The organism is Stenotrophomonas maltophilia group sp. Smal12, from assembly GCF_037079935.1.
Classification (GTDB): Bacteria; Pseudomonadota; Gammaproteobacteria; order Xanthomonadales; family Xanthomonadaceae; genus Stenotrophomonas; species Stenotrophomonas sepilia.
Window position 1 is genome coordinate 13,439 of record NZ_JBAWUK010000047.1, and the last position, 17,537, is coordinate 30,975.

Below are 17,537 nucleotides of genomic sequence, written 5' to 3' on the forward strand. Positions count from 1 at the left end.
AACGAGACTACTATCGGGTCACCGGCTCGGTCATCGACCCTGCTGGCTCCTTCGACGCCCCCTTTGGCGTCCTGTGCACGACCTGAGAGAGAGAGAGCTCGCCATGACTTCACGCACCACCGCACTGGGGCAGGCCATCCGCTACGCCCTGGCTACCACTGCAGCGCTGGCAGCGCTGCCCGCGTTTGCCCAGGAAGGCAGCAACGCCAACCCGACCAACCTCGACCGCATCGAGATCACCGGCTCGCGCATCCGCCAGGTGGACGTGGAAACCGCACAGCCGGTGTTCGCGATCAGCCGCAACGACATCGAAAAGCAGGGGTTCAGCTCGGTTGCCGACATCCTGCAGAACGTCACCGCGATGGGCAGCCCGACCATCAGCCGCGCCAATGCGCTGACCGCAGGCGAGAACGCGGGCGGCACCTACATCGACATGCGCAACCTGGGCACCCAGCGCACCCTGGTGCTGGTCAACGGCAAGCGCCTGGGCATCAGCACGTCCGGCTACCAGGACATCTCCACGCTGCCGGTGTCCGCCGTGGAACGCATCGAGGTGCTGAAGGACGGCGCCTCTGCGATCTATGGCTCCGACGCCATGGCCGGTGTGGTGAACATCATCACCCGTTCCAATGTCACTGGTGTGACTGCCAACGTCTACCACGGCCAGTACAGCCAGGGCGACGGTGCCCGCGACCGCTTCGACGTGGTCGCCGGCTGGAGCAATGAGCGCGTGTCGTTGACCCTGTCGGCCGAGCATGCCGAAGAGAAGGGCGTGTGGGCGCGCGATCGCGGCTTCAGCAAGTACGGCATGACCGATCGCCATCCTTACGACAGCAGCAACTGGACCACGATCAGCCAGTACGGCCAGTTCACGGGTCTGCGCGGCCCGGGCTGTACCGCCACTGCGGCTTGCGGCTATTCCCTCAACCGCGGCGCGGATCCCACCAACCCGGCCAATTACCACCTCACCGATACCACGCCTTTCACCGGTGACGTGAGCAACGCCAACGACCAGATGCATGTGATGTATCCGGTCAAGCGCGACTCGGTCTATTTCGACGGCCGCTTCAAGATCACCGACAGCGTCAACTTCCGCACCGAGCTGGGCTACAACAAGCGTGAGTCCACCCGCCAGATCGCGGGCTATCCGCTGCAGTCGAGCACCGCCGGTGTCGGCTCGATGTCGATCAACAGCTACTTCAACCCGTTCGGCCGCCAGCACGGTTACGCCAACCCGACCGCCGTGGCCTGGAACCGCCGCACCTGGGAAGTGCCGCGCGTGACCACCAGCGAGCTGAAGACCTACCGCGCGGTGGCGTCGTTCGACGGTTCGTTCGAGATCGGCAGCCGCTACTTCGACTGGGAAGTGGGCTACCAGTACAACCGCAATGAGCTGGAATCGGTGGCCACCGGCAACCTGCACAAGGGTCGCGTCGCCGGCGGCGTCGGCCCGTCGTTCTACAACGCCGCCACCGGCAAGGTGCAGTGCGGTACCGCAGCTGCACCGATCTCCTATGACGTGTGCAAGCCGTGGAACCCGTTGGTGCCGTATGGCACGACGGCTGCCGATGGCCTGTACGGCAACGAAGAACTGCAGGCGTGGCTGTTCCCGGAAGAGATCACCAAGGGCCGCACCACCTCCAAGAACTTCTTTGCCAACATCGCTGGCAGCATCGTGACCCTGCCGGCTGGCGATCTCGGCTTCGCCTTCGGCGTGGAAAGCCGCAAGGAAGAAGGCAAGTACACCCCGGATGCCCTGGCCCAGACCGGCGCTACCACCAACCTGGCCGCAGGCCCGACCGGCGGTGACTACACCGTCAACGAGGCCTACCTGGAAGTGAACGTTCCGGTGCTGGCCGACCTGCCGGGCGCGAAGGAACTGAGCTTCAATGGCGCAACCCGCTTCTCGGACTACAACACCTTCGGCAACACGCTCAACAGCAAGTTCGGCTTCAAGTGGAAGCCGATCGACTCGCTGATGGTGCGTGGCACCTGGGCCGAGGGCTTCCGTGCACCGACCATCAGCGACCTGTTCGGTGGTGGTTCGGAGACCTTCGCGCAGTTCAGCGATCCGTGCGACACCCGTTTCGGTTCCTCGGCCTCCAGCGCCGAAGTCCGTGCACGTTGCGCACGCGACATCGCCAATGCGAATACCTTCCGCCAGCTGCGCCAGGGCGGCACCCCGGTGAACACGTCGACGGACGCAACCCCGGTGCCGTTCACCTCCGGGTCCAACCCGCTGCTGACGCCGGAAACCTCGACCAGCAAGACCCTGGGCCTGGTCTGGAGCCCGAGCTTCATCCAGGGCTTCAACGCCTCGCTGGACTGGTGGAAGATCCGCATCGACAACACGATCATCGCCGACACGCCGACCCAGATCCTGCAGGACTGCTACGAGTCGGGCATCGAAGCGCGCTGCTCGCGCTTCCAGCGTGACCCGGTGACCGGCATCGTGACCAACCTGAAGTTCGGCAACCGCAACGCGGGCTTCATGGAAACCGAAGGCTACGACCTGGACGTGAGCTACCGTCTGGACACCCGGTTCGGCAAGTTCAACGTGAACTCGGCCACCACCTACGTGTCCAGTGCGACCTACCGCACCTCCAACGACAACTCGATCGTTCCGATCGTCACCAACGGCATCGGCAGCGCCTTCCGCGTCCGTTCCAACCTGGTGCTGGGCTACGAGCGGGGCAACTTCGGCGCGAGCTGGACCGCGCGTTACTACTCGGGCGTGAAGGAAACCTGCTCGAACATCGCGCTGTACCCGGACGAATGCTCGGATCCGGGTGTGTATGCACCGTGGTACAAGGGCGCCCGCAACTACAACGAGCGTGGTGCGGTCACCTTCCACGACGTGCAGGTGCGTTACTCGCTGCCGTGGGATGCCACCGTGTCGGTCGGTGCCAACAACGTGTTCGAAAAGACCGGCCCGATCATGTACAGCAAGCCGAACTCGGCCTTCTCGTACTACGGTGGCTACGACATCGGCCGCTTCGTCTACATGAAGTACCAGCAGCGCTTCTGATCCATCGCGCTGTGACATGAAGCACCAGGACCACGGCCCTTCGGGGCCGTGGTTTTTTGTTGGCCGCAGCGCCCCTTCGGTGGCCGGCGCCCCCGTCATCTGACGGTCGCAAAGCGGTCATGTCGGCTACATCGCCAGGCCCGAGCATGCCGGAAACCGGGAGGCCCGCCATGCGCTATGCCATCGTCACCGAGACCTATCCGCCGGAAGTCAACGGCGTCGCCCTCACCGTACAGGGCCTGGAGCAGGGTCTGCGTGCAGCCGGACACGAGATCGACCTCGTCCGCCCCCGCCAGTCCACCGAAGCGCTGGATTCGGCACCCGGCACCCTGCTGGTTCCCGGCGCTGCCCTGCCCCGCTACCCCGGCCTGCGCTTCGGCCTGCCAGCCCCGATCCGGCTGGGCCGCCATTGGCAGAATCAGCGTCCGGATGCGGTCTACATCGCCACAGAAGGTCCACTCGGCTGGTCGGCACTGCGTACCGCACGTCGCCTCGGCATTCCGGTGGCCAGCGGCTTCCACACCCGCTTCGACGAGTACTTGCCCGACTATGGCGTGGCATGGCTGCAGGCCGCGGCCATGCGCTGGATGCGCCGCTTCCACAACCAGGCGGACGCTACCCTGGTGCCGACCCGCGAACTACAGCAGTTCCTCGGCGAACAGGGCTTCGAACGCGTGCGCCTGCTGGCCCGTGCGGTGGACAGCCAGCAGTTCGATCCAGGCCGGCGCGACCCTGCACTGCGCGAGGAATGGGGCGTGGATGGCAACGGCCTGGTGGCGATCCATGTCGGCCGCATTGCTGCCGAAAAGAACCTCGGCCTGGCGGTGAAGGCATTCCGCCGCCTGCAGCAGATCCGGCCCAAGGCACGCTTTGTATGGGTGGGTGACGGCCCGGCCCGCGAGAAGCTGGCACATGAAAATCCCGATTTCATCTTCTGTGGCATCCAGCGCGGCGATGCGCTGGCCCGCCACTTCGCCAGCGGCGATCTGTTCCTGTTCCCCAGCCGCAGCGAGACATTCGGCAACGTGACTCTGGAAAGCATGGCCAGCGGTGTGGCCACCGTGGCCTTCGACTACGGCGCCGCGCGTGAGTACCTGCGCAACGGCGAGAACGGCGCAGCGGTGGACAGCGACGAGCAGTTCATCGAGGCCGCCGTGCAACTGGCCGCCGATGACGCGAAACGCCACGAACTGGGCGGCAATGCCTCACGTGCGATGAAGCGATTGCATCCACAGCAGGTGGTGGCCGAGTTCGATGCGTTGCTGGCCGAGCTTGCGCAGTCGCGGAGGAGCGGCCATGCGCACCACGCCGCTTGAACTGCTGGCAGGGCGCGAGGCGCGCTTGTGCCGGCGGGCGAACCACTACTGCCGGCGCCGCCGCGTGCGCCGCCTGTTCTCGGCCATCAGCCGTCTCGGCGATGGCGTGTTCTGGTATGTGCTGATGGCTGCGCTGGTGGTGCTGGATGGCTTCGATGGCCTGCGCGCCTCGGTGCACATGGCCGCCACCGGCCTGGCCGCATTGCTGCTGTACAAGGGCCTCAAGCGCTGGACGCGGCGTCCGCGGCCTTACGCGGCCGATCTTCGCATCCGCGCCTGGGTGGCACCGTTGGACGAATTCAGCTTCCCGTCCGGGCACACCCTGCACGCAGTGTCGTTCACCATCGTCGCGCTGGCCTACTACCCCTGGCTGGCACCCTTGCTGGTACCGTTCACCCTCGGTGTCGCGCTGTCGCGGGTGGTGCTGGGCCTGCACTATCCTTCCGACGTGCTCGCCGCCACGGGCATCGCCGTCCTGCTGGCTTCGGCCAGCCTGACCTGGCTGCCGCTGCCGGTGTAGCCCAGGGATCAGATCGCTTTTCCGCCGGAAATGCGATCCGACCGCGCGACTCCCGCGGCGCTACCATCATCATTGATGGCCTAGAATGCAGGCATGACCACGTTGTTCATTTCCGACCTGCACCTGGACCCCAGCCGTCCGGAGATCACCGACCTGTTCCTGCGCTTCCTGCGCGAGCAGGCGCCCGGCGCCGATGCGCTGTACATTCTCGGCGACCTGTTCGAGGCCTGGATCGGCGACGACACGCCCTCTCCGGCCGCCGATGCGGTGGCCGATGCGTTGAAGGTGCTGTCCGACAGCGGCGTGCCCGTGTACTTCATCCGCGGCAACCGCGATTTCCTGCTTGGCGAGGACTATGCGCGCCGTGCCGGCCTGCGCATCCTGCCCGACCCGTGCGTGATCGAGCTGTACGGCCGCCCGGTGCTGCTGCAGCATGGTGACCTGCTGTGCACCGATGACATCCCCTACCAGCAGTTCCGTGCGCAGACCCGCGACCCGGTGTTCCAGGCGCAGTTCCTGTCGCAGCCGCTGGCCGCACGCATCGCCTTCGCGCAGAAGGCGCGCGAGGCGAGCCAGGCCCGCCAGTCGGAAATGAAGCAGGGCGATCGCGCGCAGTTCGAGACCGTCACCGACGTCGCCCCGTCCGAAGTCGATGCAACCTTCGTCCGCCACGGCGTGGACACCATGATCCATGGCCATACCCACCGCCCGGCCATCCATACGCTGCAGGCCGGCGGCCGCGACCGCACCCGCATCGTGCTCGGCGACTGGTACGAACAGGGCTCGGTGCTGCGCGTGGATGCCAATGGCTGGTCGCTGGATACCCTGCCCCGCGGGTAATTCCCGCCGGCAGGAAATCCGCGGCCGCACAAGGCGGCCGCGGACAGTACAGACTCAGCGGAAGGCCGCGATGGTGGCCTTGGTGTTGACCAGCACGCGCTGGTTGTCGGCGGTACTGGCGTTGCCCATCGGGATGCCGTTGTAGCTGATGTTCGGGTTGGACCAGTAGTTCAGGCGCGGGCAGCTGCGGGTGCAGTTATAGGCCATGATCGTGCGCCAGCCGGTGCCGCTGGACGGCTCATAGCGGTAGCCGTGGCCATAGGCGTAGGGCGATGTGCTCGGGTCGGTGGCGATGTCATGCCGCGCGCTCTGCAGGTGGCCGATCTCATGCGCGAATGAGTAGTAGCCGGTCGCGCAATCCCAGTACACCGCCGCGAACGCCGTCGACGCGGTCGAGCCGATCCCCGAGGCCAGGCCGCAGTAGGCACTGTTGTTGATCAGCAGCACGCCGACATCGGCCGCGGTGGTGTTGCGGCTGGTGTGGATGCTGTCCATGTAGCCGTCGCTGGTGCCACGGAAACGCGACAGGTCGGTGGTGAAGTTGCCAGACTCGCTGTAGCTGGTGGTCTCGTAACCGGCCAGTTGCAGCGTCAGGCCGACGTTGCTGTTGCCGTAGCCCTGGTTGGACTCGGCCACCGCCAGCTGGACCAGCGACTGCATGTTGCCGCCATAGGCGGCGACGGCGGCATTGGTCGCCACCACCAGCACACGGATGGTCGCCGGCGTACCGGACGATGCCTGCGCGATGCCGATGCGATCGTTGTTGCCCATCGGGATCTTCGGCAGCTGGTTGTAGTCGGCCGGATGGTCGGCCGGCATCCGCGATTCATCCACTTCCACCAGCACGTGGCGGTTGCCCAACGGGCGCAGGCGATACAGCTTTCCATCCTTGCGGATCGAGCCGGTGACGGTGTCGCCCGAGCGCACCAGGATCAGCGAATTGCCGGGGTCGTCCTGGCCGTTGGAGGTGGCCGCGGTCAGTTTGTCCGAGGGCGAACGGAACTGGCCGTACCAGATGCTGCCGCCATCGGGCAGTGCTTCGACCTTGCTGCGCACCGCCTGCACCCGCCGGCCGAGCAGTTCGAATTCCAGCTGCGGTTGTGCAGTAGCTGCTGCATCGACACGCACTTCCTGTACCGTCGCCGTGGACGGGGTGGCCAGCAGCTTGCCCAGTGCGGGCTCGCTGTTTGCCGATGCGCGGCTGATGACCGTCACCGGCTCGAACAATGGTGCCGCATGTGCGGCCGCTGCCACCGACAAACCCAACACCAGGCCACCTGCCGCTTTGCCAATCGATCTGGACAACATTGCGTCGCTCCTTGAATGATGTGAACAGCGTTGATGCAGCACGACCCGGTTTGCCGGGTCTGGTCATATGGCCTGCGCCGGTCGTGTGAATTCAATAGGCGAGAGAAGTGAAAATCAGGATTTGTGATCGACCGCATCTGGGTTAAGTAAGGTCAAAAGCGTTACTACACGTCGCCAACACACCGCTTTCGCGCTACCGTGACGCAGCCACGACGGGGAATGCACATGGCACCATCGCAGGACACGGACGAAGATGTCGGCTTGCTGCGGATCGGGCTGTTCTTCGATGGCACCCGCAACAACGCACACAACCTGGCCCGTGGCAGGCCCCAGCTGCCGCAACCGCGCCCGGCGCAGCTGCGTGCGGATGACGATTCGACCTACCAGAGCCGGTTGACCAGCAGCTACGACAATGGCCTGACCAACATCGCCCGCCTGCAGCAGCTGTACCCGGACAGCCGCAGCGGGACATCGGCGCGCCCCTCCCTGTCGATCTACGTGGAAGGTGTCGGTACCCGCGATGACGCCGACGACGACCTGATCGGACTGGCGTTCGGCATTGGCGCCAGCGGTGTGCGCGCCAAAGTGCAGCGCGCGCTGCAGGTGCTGCTGCCGGCGGCACTGGGTGCACTCGCTACGCGCTGGCAGCGACCACTGCGTGGCGTGCAGCTGGATCTGTTTGGCTTTTCACGGGGTGCGGCCGCCGCGCGCGATGTGGCCAACCAGTTGCAGGCCTGGGATCGCACCCGCTGGCGGCAGCTGTTGCAGGCCGCTGGCCTGTCCTGCACAACGGACTTCGCCCCGGCCGCTCCGCCGCTGCGCTTCATCGGCCTGTTCGACACGGTGGTTGCGGTCAGCGGTGGCCGCACCGACGAACAACCTCATCTCGCGCTGCATGCAGGCGTTGCCAGGCAGGTGCTGCAACTGAGCGCGCGTGACGAGCATCGCCAGCACTATCCATTGACCAGCGTGGCGCCAACGTTCACCGAGATCGCCCTGCCCGGCGTACACGCCAACATCGGCGGCGGCTACAACCAGCTCGAAGAAGGGCCCAAGCTGCTCAGTCGCCCGCGCCGGCAGCTGCTGCGCCGCCCGAGCGTGGCCGAGTACCAGACGCCACCGCTGGCGATCCTGCAGGCGACCACGGCCTACGCCGAGGCACAGGCCGACGCCGAGCGCTGGCGGCAGCAGTTGGGCCTGGACGAAAAGGAAGTCTGGGTGGATGTCTGGCACCAGTGGCAGCAACAGCGTCGCGCCGGCAGCCGCAGCGTAGTGCTGTCACCGGTGCTGTACGTGACGGCGGCCGTGGTGTTGCGCCGGCGCATCGACTGGCGCTACCAGCTGATCGCGCTTCAGGTGATGCAGCAGCATGCCATCGATGCCGGCGTGCAATGGACGGCCAATGCCAACGCAGTCCCCGACTGGGAACTGCCGTCGGCCCTGCAACCGATCGCACGACGACTGGTGGCCGGGCAGCCACTGACGCAAACGCAGGAGGCGCTGTTGCGACGGCGTTACCTGATGCAGTCGGCGCACTGGAACTTCGACGCGCTGGGCGACACCGCACTGACCTACGCTGCCGATGCCGGCGTCAGCGAGCTGCCGTACCGGCCGGGCCCCGGCCTGTTCTACATCAACCGGCCAACGGTGGATGGCAAGCGCGTGGTACTGCCGAACGCATGAAAGAGGGGACGGAGGGAATCAAGTCGCTTGTGCCAAAACGACTTGATTCCCTCCGTCCCCTTTTCTTCAACCGGCCTGCTCGACCAGGTTGGCGAGTTCGTCCGCATCGAATCCGGCCAGCAGGCGCGCTTCCATGTTGAACGGCCCATGCAGGTAGCCGCCGGCGTACTCCACCAGCAGCTCCTTGAAACGCGCGCGCGGCTCGACACCGGCGCGGTCGCAGTACCAGCGATACCAGCGCGAACCGGCGGCAACATGCGCCACTTCCTCACGCAGGATCACCTCCAGCACATCGGCGGTTTCGCCATCACCGACATTGCGCAGCTTCTCGATCATGCCCGGGGTGACGTCAAGGCCACGCGCTTCCAGCACGCGCGGCACCAGCGCCATGCGCGCCAGGCCGTCATGCGCGGTCTTTTCGCACATTTCCCACAGACCGTTGTGTGCGGGGAAATCCGCATAGTCGTGGCCATGCACCTGCAGGCGCTCGCGCAGCAGCATGAAATGCCGCGATTCGTCATCGGCACAGCTGACCCAATCAGCATGGAACGCCGACGGCAGGCCCCGGAACCGGTACACCGCGTCCCAGGCCAGGTCGATCGCATTGAGCTCGATATGGGCAATCGCGTGGATGAAGGCAGCCCGCCCTTCCACGCCACCCAGTCCACGCCGTGGCACCTCGCGCGGATGCACCAGCACCAGTCGTCCCGGACGACCCGGCATGCAGATCGGATCCGGCGGCGGCGCATCCGCGGCCACCTTCAGGCGGCCGGCACGGAACGCGGCCGCATACGCCTGGGTCAATGCGACCTTGCGCAGCGGATCGGCTTCAGCCAGGCACTGCTGCGCAGCGCGCAGCAGGTCGCCACCAACGTCGGGCACATCCACCACGCCTGATCCTCAGGCGCGGCGCTTGTGCTTGGCATCGTCCGAACGCAACTGCTGGATGCGCTCGAAGTAGCCCGGCTCGATACCGGTCGGGTAGTGGCCGTTGAAGCAGGACGAATCGAAGCTGCGCAGCGCCGGGTTGCCTTCGCTCACCGCCGCTTCCATGTCTTCCAGGTCCTGGTAGATCAGCCAGTCGCAGCCCAGGTGGGCCTCGATCTCTTCCACCGTGCGGTTGTGCGCGACCAGCTCTTCGGCCGCCGGCATGTCGATGCCGTAGATGTTCGGGTAACGCACCGGCGGCGCGGCGCTGGCCAGGTAGACCTTGCGCGCGCCGGCATCACGGGCCATCTGCACGATCTGCTGGCTGGTGGTGCCACGCACGATCGAATCGTCCACCAGCAGCACCACGCGGTTGCGGAACTCCAGGTGGATCGGGTTGAGCTTGCGGCGCACCGACTTCACGCGTTCACCCTGCCCCGGCATGATGAAGGTGCGGCCGATGTAGCGGTTCTTGATGAAGCCTTCGCGGTACTTCACCCCGAGCACATTGGAGATCTCCAGCGCGGCATCGCGCGAGGTATCCGGGATCGGGATGATGGTGTCGATGTCGTGGTCCGGGCGCAGGCGCAGGATCTTCTCGCCCAGCTTGATGCCCATGCGCATGCGTGCCTTGTGCACCGAGACGTTGTCGATCATCGAATCCGGGCGCGCGAAGTAGACGTATTCGAAGATGCATGGTGTGTGCTCGGCCGGCTCGGCGCAGATTTCCGAGAACAGCTCGCCGCGCGCGGTGATCACCAGCGCTTCGCCCGGCTGCACGTCACGCACGCGCTGGAAACCCAGCACGTCCAGCGCGGCCGACTCGGACGCCACGATGTACTCGTCGCCTTCTGCGTGGCTGCGCTTGCCCAGCACCAGCGGGCGGATGCCATGCGGGTCGCGGAAGGCCACCAGGCCCAGGCCCAGCACCACGCTGACCACTGCATAGCCGCCCTTGCAGCGGCGATGCACGCCGGCCACCGCGCGGATCGCGGCTTCCGGGCTGAGCTGGCGCTGCTGCTCCAGTTCGTAGGCGAACACGTTCAGCAGCACTTCGCTGTCCGAATCGGTGTTGACGTTGCGCCGGTCCTGTTCGAACACCTGCTGGCGCAGCGCCTCGGTGTTGATCAGGTTGCCGTTGTGGGCCAGCGCGATGCCGTAAGGCGAATTCACGTAGAACGGCTGTGCCTCGTCCATGCCTTCCGAACCTGCCGTCGGATAGCGCACGTGCGCGATGCCGACGCTGCCTTCCAGCGTGGACATGGTGCGGGCGTCGAACACATCGCGGACCAGGCCGGTGGCCTTCTGCACCCGCAGGCGGCTGCCATTGGCGGTGGCGATACCTGCCGCGTCCTGGCCGCGATGCTGGAGAACGGTCAAGCCGTCATACAACTGCCCGGCGACGTTCTGGTTGCCGACGATTCCGACGATGCCACACATGGTGCGAGGTCTCCGCTGGGCTGTGCCCAGTTACAAGGAAGGTGGCCGTACCTGGCCGCGGTGGTCGCCGCGCCTGCGGTCGACATTGGCCGGATCGTCCGGCTCGATACTGTCCGGCAGTGCTGGGGCGTCCGGGCGCACTTCGGCCGGATCGTATGCATCGCCCTGTTCCGCTTTCGCGGGCCGCAGCCATCCGCCGCCCGCCACTACCTGGTTGAGGATGCCATTATCGCCTGCCCCGCCCGGCTTTCCCAACCCGGCGCCTGCGTTCTTCCCCAATTCCATCAATGCAGATGGGGACAGCATGTCGGTCGGCAAGGCCTTGGGCAGCATATCGGCGCCCGGTACCTGCCAGCGCGGCAGCTTCCCGTTCATCCAGGTCACGGCCGGATTCAGCACCGGGCGAACCGCCGAGCGCTTCCAGGAGGGCTCGGCAGTCAGCGGGGTGAAGCCGGCCAGCAGCACCAGGATCGCCGCGATCAGGCCACCACGCACGGCACCCAGTACACCGCCCAGCAACCGGTCCAGGCTGGTCAGCATGCTGCGGTGGATCATCGCCTTGATGACCATGCCGATCACCGCGACCACGATCATCACGCCGATGCCCACGCCCAGGTAGCCGCCGACGAAATGTTCGCCGCCAGGTGCGGCGGGCGCCGCCCACCAGCGCGCGGCATCGTTGCCGAAGGCGAAGGCCGCCCATGCGGCCAGCAGCCACGACAACGTGCCGATGACGATTCCCACGAAGCCACGCAGCATCCCGAGCAGCGTCGAGGCGGCGATCACGATCAGCAGCACCACGTCGATCATGGCGCCCCGCTCCTTCGGCGGCGCTGGCAACGGGCCTGCGCGTCGGTCATGGGTGCGGTCGGACCATGCCGGCGACGCCAACCTTGGCGGCGACCTGCGCCTTCAGCTGTTCGGCGTCAGCCCGGTTGGCCACCGGTCCGACACGGACGCGATGCAGGGTGCCCTTTTCGGTACGCACCTGCTCGACGAAGGCGCTGAAGCCGGCAGCACGGACCTTGTCACGCAGCGCATTGGCATCGCTGGCCTGACCGAACGCGCCCAGCTGCACGGCGAAGCCGACGCCGCTGGCCGCCGGTGCAGCCGGCGTGGTCGGTGCCGTCACCGGCTTGCTGGCGGTGGCCTCCGGCTTCGGCTCGGGCTTCGGGGTTTCGGGCTTCGGCGCCGGCTTCGGCGGCTCGGGCTTGGCCGCCGGAGTGGCCGTCGCAGTCGGCGTACTCGGCGGCAGGCTTTCGCTGCGCACCGGGTTGCTGCTGGCGGACGGCGAGGTGGCTGCGGACGGGGTACTGGCGCTTGGCGTAGCCGGTGCCGGGGTAGCTGCCACCGGGGCGCTACTGCCCGTTGCGGCATCCAGGGTGATCACTTCGGCCTTCACATCGGCGCGGATCTTCACCGCCTGCAGCCGGGCCGCCTCGGCCTGTGCACGGTCGGCATACGGCCCCACGCGCACACGCCATGCCTGACGGCCGTTGATGGTAGTCGCTTCTGCGAAGCCCGGCAGCTGCGAGCGCTGCAGGTAGGCGATCACGGCATCGGCGTCGGCCTTGCTGCCGTAGGCGCCGAAAGTGACGGCGTAGTTGCCGGCGGCAACCGCCGGGGACGTGTCCACGGTCGGCGGCGTGGCCGGCGTGGCGGCCTCCTGCAGCGGCTTGGCCTGCCCGGTCTGCAGGCCGGTAGCCCCACCGGCCGGGGCCACCAGCGGCAGTTCACGGGTTTCGAACTGGCCATCGGCCGGTGCATCCGGCGCGGCGATCGGCACCGAGGCCACGCCGCTGTCCGGTGCAGGCCCCTTGACCAGCATCGGCAGGAAAATCACGGCCAGTGCAACCAGCACGATGGCACCAATCAGACGCTGTTTCAGAGGCGTATCCACGTGAGGCGGCAACTGTCCGGAGGTTGCGGTCGATTATACGGGTGCCGGACCGGACGGCGTCGGGATTGGCTGAACGTGGCTCAGGCGCTGCCCTGCAACCACTGCAACGCGGCGGCAGCGGTATGGAAGGAGCCAAACACCAGTACGCGGTCACCGCGCTCGGCCCGGGCCAGTACCTGTGCCAGCGCCTGTTCGACCGAAGCGGCCAGCTGCGCGCTGCCAGCAGCGGTCTCGGCCAGGCGCGCCTGCAACTGGGCGGCACTCTGGCCACGCGGGCCGTCCAGGCCGGCAAGGGTCCACTCGCCAACCACGCCCTGCAATGCCTGCACCACACCCGCCGCGTCCTTGTCCTGCAATGCGGCATACACCGCCAGGGTGCGCCCGGCCGACGCCTCGGCCTTCAGCGCGCGCGCCAGCTGGCCCGCCGCCTGCGGGTTATGCCCGACGTCGACGCGGATCTGCACACCGCCACGCTCGAACGCCTGCAGGCGGCCCGGAATGCGCGCCGCCGCGATACCGGCGGCCCACGCCGCGCGCGGCACCGGCTTGTCCAGCGCGCGCAGCGCGGCGATGGCCGCACCGGCATTGGCCAGCTGGATCGGGCCGGCCAGCGCCGGGGTCGGCAGTTCCATGCGCAGGCCAACGTCCCGCCAGCGCCAGCGCTGGGCGTCGATCGGCTCGTAGAAGTAATCGCTGCCGCCGCGGATCGCGTTGGCACCGACCAGGTAGGCACGTGCGAGCACGCTCGAGGGCGGGTCGGTCTCACCCAGGATCACCGGCTTCCAGCCACGGATGATGCCGGCCTTCTCGGTGCCGATCGCCTCGCGGTCCTCGCCCAGCCATTCGGCGTGGTCGATGTCCACGGTGGTGATCACCGCCACATCGGCATCGACGATGTTGACCGCATCCAGGCGGCCGCCCAGGCCCACTTCCAGCACCGCCAGGTCCAGCCCGGCGTCGGCGAACAGCTGCAGCGCAGCCAGCGTGCCGTACTCGAAATAGGTCAGCGTGGTCTCGCCACGCGCGGCCTCGACCGCACTGAACGCAGCGACCAGCGCGGCATCGTCCACGTCCTGGCCGTCGATGCGCACGCGCTCGTTGTAGCGCAGCAGGTGTGGCGAGGTGTACGCGCCCACCTTCCAGCCGGCGGCACGTGCAATGGCTTCGATGAAGGCCACGGTGGAGCCCTTGCCGTTGGTGCCACCGACCACGATGGTGCGCTTGGCCGGCGCCCCCAGGCCCATCGCCGTGGCCACGGCGCGCACGCGCTCCAGGCCCATGTCGATGCTCGCCGGATGCTGGCGTTCAATGTAGTCCAGCCAGTCGGCCAGGGTGGTCGGGGTGTTCGTCACGGCAGCGGTTCCAGCAGAAGCAGTTGGTGCGAGGGGATCGATCAGAGTGCGCGGTGCTTGGCTTCGCCGAAGAACGGCGTGTGGTGGGCGCAGTCGTTCAGGCGCACCACTTCCAGGCTGTCAAGGTCGGCGCCTTCGAGCAGGTTGAGCGTGGTCGGTGCCTGGCGGAAGGTCCACAGGCGGGAGATCGGCAGGCCCAGCACCTTGCACAGGATCACGCGGTTCACCGCGTCGTGGGCGACCACCAGCAGGGTGTCGTGCTCGCCAAGGCCGTCGGTGGCGCGGGCCAGGCCGCGCCAGCTGCGCTCCAGCACCAGGCGCAGCGATTCGCCGCCGGGCATCAGCACGGTATCCGGCTCCTCGCGCCAGGCCTGCAGGCGCGACGGATCCTTCTCGTGGATCTCGCTGGCCAGCAGCCCCTCCCATTCGCCGTGGGCGATTTCCTGCAGTTCCGGCTCGGTCAGCAGCATGTCGGCACGGGCGGCGCCAAGCGCCAGCTGCGCGGTGCGCTGCGCGCGCGACAGCGGCGAAGCGACGGCACGGGTAATGTCGACCGAGGCCAGGCGGGCACCCAGTGCCTGGGCCTGGGCTTCGCCGATCGGCGACAGCGGGATGTCGATCTGGCCCTGATAGCGGCCTTCGGCGTTCCACGGCGTTTCACCGTGGCGGGCAAGCAGGATGCGCATGCGTGCAAGGGGTCCTGGGGGGGAGGAGGTTCCCGCGTTTCGTTCACATCCTGTGAAGTGCGCGGAACACGGATGATACCTGTTCGGCGCGCCGGGTCGGGGCGGGCATGAAAAAACCCCGCGACGTGGGTCGCGGGGTTTCGAAAACTCCGGCTGTCTGGTCGAGGTTGCCGGCCAGCGGCCGGCACTACCTTACTTCGCCAGGTTCAGTTCCTTCAGCAGCTGCGGCGCCGGCGCCACTTCCTGCATGATCCACTGCATGTAGCGGCTGTCGACGGCGATCATGCGGGTCATCACCGGGTCGAACACCCAGTTGGAGCTGACCGATTCCCAGTTGCCGTCGAATGCCAGGCCGACCAGCCTGCCGTTGGCGTCCAGCACCGGCGAACCCGAGTTGCCGCCGGTGATGTCCAGGTTGGACAGGAAGTTCACCGGCACCGAGCCGATGCGCTTGTCTTCCAGGCCGCCATAACGCTTGGCCTTGACCGCATCGAGCAGCGCCTTCGGCGAATCGAACGGATCTTCACCGGTTTCCTTTGCCGCCACGCCTTCCAGGGTGGTGAACGGGGTGTACTTCACGCCGTCCTTGCCGTAGCCCATGACGTTGCCGAAGGTGATGCGCAGCGACAGGTTGGCGTCCGGGTAGACGAACTCGCCCTGGCTCTTCTTGTAGTCGGCCACGGCCTGCAGGTACAGCGGACGCGCGGTCAGCGATTCACCTTCGCGGATCTTCTTCTGCTCTTCCTGCTTCAGCAGCGCCGGCATGACAGCCACGGCGTACTGGATGGCCGGATCGCTGCTGGCTTCAAACGCGGCACGGTCGGCCTTGAACCACTTCAGGCGTGCGTCCAGGCTGCCGAGCTCGGTGCCCGACAGCTTGCCCACCAGCGCCTTGACTGCGTTGGCATCGCTGCCGGCCAGCCACTTGTTCAGCACTTCATTGTCGCGCTGCGCGGCCGGCAGAGCCACGTACTGCTCCAGCCAGTAGGCCTGCAGCTGCTGGTCCATCTTCGCCACGTAGCGGCGGTCCATCTGCTTCAGGCCACCTTCAATGGTGGTCAGGTCGCGTTCCTGGTAACCGGCTTCGCGCTCGGCATCCGGCTTGCTGCGCTCGATCGACAGGCGGTACAGGGTGATTGCCGCGCCAACGGCCGAGGTGTTGTTGAACTGACCAACGAACAGGTCGCGTTCGCGGGTCGACTTGCTGGTATCCAGATGCTTGAGCAGCTGCGCATGTGCGGCCAGCGCGGGCTTGCCGGCAGCGCCCTGCTTCTTCAGCCACGCCAGCACGGCGGCCTCTTCCGCCTGTTTCTGGCCGGCGGCGTCGATGCGCTTGAAGCCTTCCAGCTGGCCCAGGTAGTTCTTGGCCACGTTGTTCATGCTGGCGGCGGTGGCGGCGTACTTCACCTTGACGTCGGCGTCGGCCTTGCCGGCGTCGGCGATCATCTTGAGCACGGCGTTGTAGTGCTTGGCGATGGTCGGGTAGGTGAAGCTGGCGGTTTCGTTGAACTCACCGGCCAGCGCATAGCGGTTGGTGCGGCCCGGGTAGCCGGCCACCATCACGAAGTCGTCGGCGCCCAGCGGCTGGTCGGCGAACTTCAGGAAGTGCTTGGGCTGGTACGGCACGTTGTCGGCGGCGAAGGCGGCCGGCTTGCCATCCTTGCCGACGTAGGCGCGGTAGAACGAGAAATCGCCGGTGTGGCGCGGCCACATCCAGTTGTCGACGTCGCCGCCGAACTTGCCGACGCTGCCCGGGGGCGCGTAGACCAGGCGCACGTCCTTGATTTCCATGTTGCGGAACAGGCGATAGGTGTTGCCGCCGGAGAAGCTGTACAGGCGGCAGCGGAAGCCGGCATCGGCTTCACAGGCGGCAACCTGGGCCTTGTCGAAGGCGTCCAGCGCGCGACTGCGGGCCAGCGGGTCGTTGCCGGCGGCGGCGATGGCGGCCTTGGCCTGGGCGGTGACGTCGGTGATCTGGTCGAGCACGAACACGCGGGCGTTCGGGCCGGCGCTCAGTTCATCCTTCAGGGTCGGCGCGTTGAAGCCGTCCTTGATCAGGTTCTTCTGCGCGGTCGAATTGAGCTGGATGGCGCCATACGCGCAGTGGTGGTTGGTGACCACCAGGCCCTGCGGCGAGACGAAGCTGGCGGTGCAGCCACCCAGCGCAACCACCGCACCCATCGGGTCACCGGTCAGGTTGGCCAGCTGCTCCGGGGACAGCTTCAGGCCGGCCTTCTGCAGCGGCCCGGCGATTTCCGGCAGCTGCTGCGGCACCCACATGCCTTCTGCGGCGTGGGCGACCTGGACCAGCCCAAGGCTGGCGACGATGGAAAATGCAAGCAGGTTCGAGCGCATGGAGCGGCCCCTGGTAGTGGAACCCTCGATTGTAGCCCGCCGCCCTGCCCCGGCCCGAACCCCGGAAGTCATGGGCCTGCTTCTTGCTCTGCGCACATCGGCCGCGCACACGGAATCGTCCAGAGGGGGCGTGGTCACCCTGCCCGGGACTGTTGGCGCCATGGATGGGCTTTTGCGTGTCC

At 66.9% G+C, this 17,537-nt stretch carries 13 protein-coding genes; 5 read left to right on the plus strand and 8 right to left on the minus strand.

The genetic code is table 11. The features are described from left to right. Positions 1 to 103 precede the first annotated feature (103 nt). The 4 genes from WDC87_RS17480 to lpxH all read left to right on the plus strand — a co-directional run bounded on the left by WDC87_RS17480 (position 104) and on the right by lpxH (position 5,704). Positions 104 to 3,028 (plus strand): TonB-dependent receptor, encoded by a 2,925-nt coding sequence (locus WDC87_RS17480; RefSeq protein ID WP_252745376.1) that lies wholly within the window; start codon positions 104 to 106, stop codon positions 3,026 to 3,028. Between the two features lie 170 nt (positions 3,029 to 3,198). Then, on the plus strand, positions 3,199 to 4,344 hold the full coding sequence (locus WDC87_RS17485; RefSeq protein WP_088496502.1) for a glycosyltransferase family 1 protein: 1,146 nt from the start codon (positions 3,199 to 3,201) through the stop codon (positions 4,342 to 4,344). Continuing rightward, complete coding sequence (locus WDC87_RS17490; protein WP_065185789.1) at positions 4,325 to 4,864, plus strand: phosphatase PAP2 family protein; 540 nt, start codon at positions 4,325 to 4,327, stop codon at positions 4,862 to 4,864. Before WDC87_RS17485 ends, WDC87_RS17490 begins: the two co-directional genes overlap by 20 nt. A gap of 93 nt (positions 4,865 to 4,957) precedes the next feature. Further along, positions 4,958 to 5,704, plus strand: coding sequence for a UDP-2,3-diacylglucosamine diphosphatase (gene lpxH, locus WDC87_RS17495; protein ID WP_072169156.1), 747 nt, complete (start codon positions 4,958 to 4,960; stop codon positions 5,702 to 5,704). Positions 5,705 to 5,758: 54 nt separating this feature from the next. Here the strand turns inward: lpxH and WDC87_RS17500 are convergent, their stop codons facing one another. Beyond that, entirely contained in the window at positions 5,759 to 7,012 is a 1,254-nt protein-coding gene (locus tag WDC87_RS17500; RefSeq protein ID WP_069138938.1) for a M12 family metallo-peptidase, read from the minus strand. Between the two features lie 225 nt (positions 7,013 to 7,237). Between WDC87_RS17500 and WDC87_RS17505 the strand changes: the two genes are divergently transcribed. Continuing rightward, positions 7,238 to 8,695, plus strand: a complete 1,458-nt coding sequence (locus WDC87_RS17505; RefSeq protein ID WP_072169157.1) for a DUF2235 domain-containing protein — start codon at positions 7,238 to 7,240, stop codon at positions 8,693 to 8,695. A gap of 66 nt (positions 8,696 to 8,761) precedes the next feature. On the opposite strand, the gene WDC87_RS17510 is transcribed toward WDC87_RS17505, so the two are convergent. The 7 genes from WDC87_RS17510 to WDC87_RS17540 form a co-directional block, all read right to left on the minus strand. Continuing rightward, a complete protein-coding gene (locus WDC87_RS17510) occupies positions 8,762 to 9,586 on the minus strand; it encodes a ferritin-like domain-containing protein (protein ID WP_049414282.1) in 825 nt (274 codons plus the stop codon). Positions 9,587 to 9,595: 9 nt separating this feature from the next. Then, positions 9,596 to 11,062 carry an amidophosphoribosyltransferase gene (gene purF / locus WDC87_RS17515; protein WP_049414284.1) on the minus strand — a complete coding sequence of 489 codons (1,467 nt, stop codon included), beginning with the start codon at positions 11,060 to 11,062 and terminating at the stop codon, positions 9,596 to 9,598. A 30-nt stretch (positions 11,063 to 11,092) separates the two neighbouring features. Beyond that, positions 11,093 to 11,872, minus strand: coding sequence for a CvpA family protein (locus WDC87_RS17520; protein ID WP_072169155.1), 780 nt, complete (start codon positions 11,870 to 11,872; stop codon positions 11,093 to 11,095). Positions 11,873 to 11,918: 46 nt separating this feature from the next. Then, positions 11,919 to 12,962 carry an SPOR domain-containing protein gene (locus WDC87_RS17525; RefSeq protein ID WP_072169154.1) on the minus strand — a complete coding sequence of 348 codons (1,044 nt, stop codon included), beginning with the start codon at positions 12,960 to 12,962 and terminating at the stop codon, positions 11,919 to 11,921. An 80-nt stretch (positions 12,963 to 13,042) separates the two neighbouring features. Next, positions 13,043 to 14,314, minus strand: coding sequence for a bifunctional tetrahydrofolate synthase/dihydrofolate synthase (gene folC / locus WDC87_RS17530; RefSeq protein ID WP_070490517.1), 1,272 nt, complete (start codon positions 14,312 to 14,314; stop codon positions 13,043 to 13,045). Between the two features lie 41 nt (positions 14,315 to 14,355). Continuing rightward, a complete protein-coding gene (locus WDC87_RS17535; protein ID WP_005415444.1) occupies positions 14,356 to 15,000 on the minus strand; it encodes a histidine phosphatase family protein in 645 nt (214 codons plus the stop codon). A 192-nt stretch (positions 15,001 to 15,192) separates the two neighbouring features. Next, positions 15,193 to 17,355 (minus strand): S46 family peptidase, encoded by a 2,163-nt coding sequence (locus tag WDC87_RS17540; protein WP_061480604.1) that lies wholly within the window; start codon positions 17,353 to 17,355, stop codon positions 15,193 to 15,195. Between the last annotated feature and the right edge of the window lie 182 nt (positions 17,356 to 17,537).

Excerpts from the sequence above, each read along its gene's own strand:
- lpxH (WP_072169156.1), top strand. The coding sequence starts at position 4,958 with ATGACCACGTTGTTCATTTCCGACCTGCACCTGGACCCCAGCCGTCCG.
- WDC87_RS17520 (WP_072169155.1), bottom strand. The coding sequence starts at position 11,872 with ATGATCGACGTGGTGCTGCTGATCGTGATCGCCGCCTCGACGCTGCTC.
- WDC87_RS17505 (WP_072169157.1), top strand. The coding sequence starts at position 7,238 with ATGGCACCATCGCAGGACACGGACGAAGATGTCGGCTTGCTGCGGATC.
- WDC87_RS17490 (WP_065185789.1), top strand. The coding sequence starts at position 4,325 with ATGCGCACCACGCCGCTTGAACTGCTGGCAGGGCGCGAGGCGCGCTTG.
- purF (WP_049414284.1), bottom strand. The coding sequence starts at position 11,062 with ATGTGTGGCATCGTCGGAATCGTCGGCAACCAGAACGTCGCCGGGCAG.
- WDC87_RS17500 (WP_069138938.1), bottom strand. The coding sequence starts at position 7,012 with ATGTTGTCCAGATCGATTGGCAAAGCGGCAGGTGGCCTGGTGTTGGGT.
- WDC87_RS17480 (WP_252745376.1), top strand. The coding sequence starts at position 104 with ATGACTTCACGCACCACCGCACTGGGGCAGGCCATCCGCTACGCCCTG.
- WDC87_RS17535 (WP_005415444.1), bottom strand. The coding sequence starts at position 15,000 with ATGCGCATCCTGCTTGCCCGCCACGGTGAAACGCCGTGGAACGCCGAA.
- WDC87_RS17540 (WP_061480604.1), bottom strand. The coding sequence starts at position 17,355 with ATGCGCTCGAACCTGCTTGCATTTTCCATCGTCGCCAGCCTTGGGCTG.
- WDC87_RS17485 (WP_088496502.1), top strand. The coding sequence starts at position 3,199 with ATGCGCTATGCCATCGTCACCGAGACCTATCCGCCGGAAGTCAACGGC.